The organism is Streptomyces sp. AC627_RSS907 (assembly GCF_019049165.1).
The window spans coordinates 1-572 of sequence record NZ_JAGMUE010001437.1; the positions used below are offsets into that span (position 1 = coordinate 1).

Genomic DNA, 572 nt, shown 5'->3' on the forward strand with positions numbered 1-572 from the left:
TGCCGGCAGAGCAACGCTTCGACGCCTGGCGGGAGTTGAGCGGCAAGGTGGTGCTCAGGACGCTGATGGACAGCGACCGCGCCGCGGACTTCCGGGCCACGCTGCGCGCGGGCGGCCTCGGGCCCGTGCAGGTGTCGGCCATGACGTACCAGAGCCTGCGCTCGCGGCGCACGCCGGCGCTCATCCGGGCCGCCGACCCCGAGCTGTACCAGCTCGCCCTGGTACGCGGCGGGCGCCAGTGCATCACCTGGCGGGACCGGGAACTGGTGCTCGGCCACGGCGAACTGCTCTTCTACGACTCCTCCCACCCCTTCACCGCCGAGATCCGCACCGGCGAGATGGCCGCCTCGTCGGTGGTCGTCCAGGTGCCACGGGAACTGCTGCCGATGGACCGCGACCGGGCGGACGGGCTGCTCGGCACGCGGGTGCCGCCGGACGACCCGGTCGGGGTGCTGCTGCGGCAGTTCATCGACGCCGTCGCCCGCCCCGCCGGAGCGGGGGTCGCCCCGTACACCGCGACCGACGCGGGCCGGCTCGGCCTCGTCCTCACCGACCTGCTGACGGCCCTGCTC

The 572-nt window shown here is 74.5% G+C and carries 1 pseudogene; it reads left to right on the forward strand.

What is annotated here, in order from left to right:
* Positions 1-572, forward strand: a pseudogene (locus KUM32_RS42315) (AraC family transcriptional regulator); the annotation flags it as partial.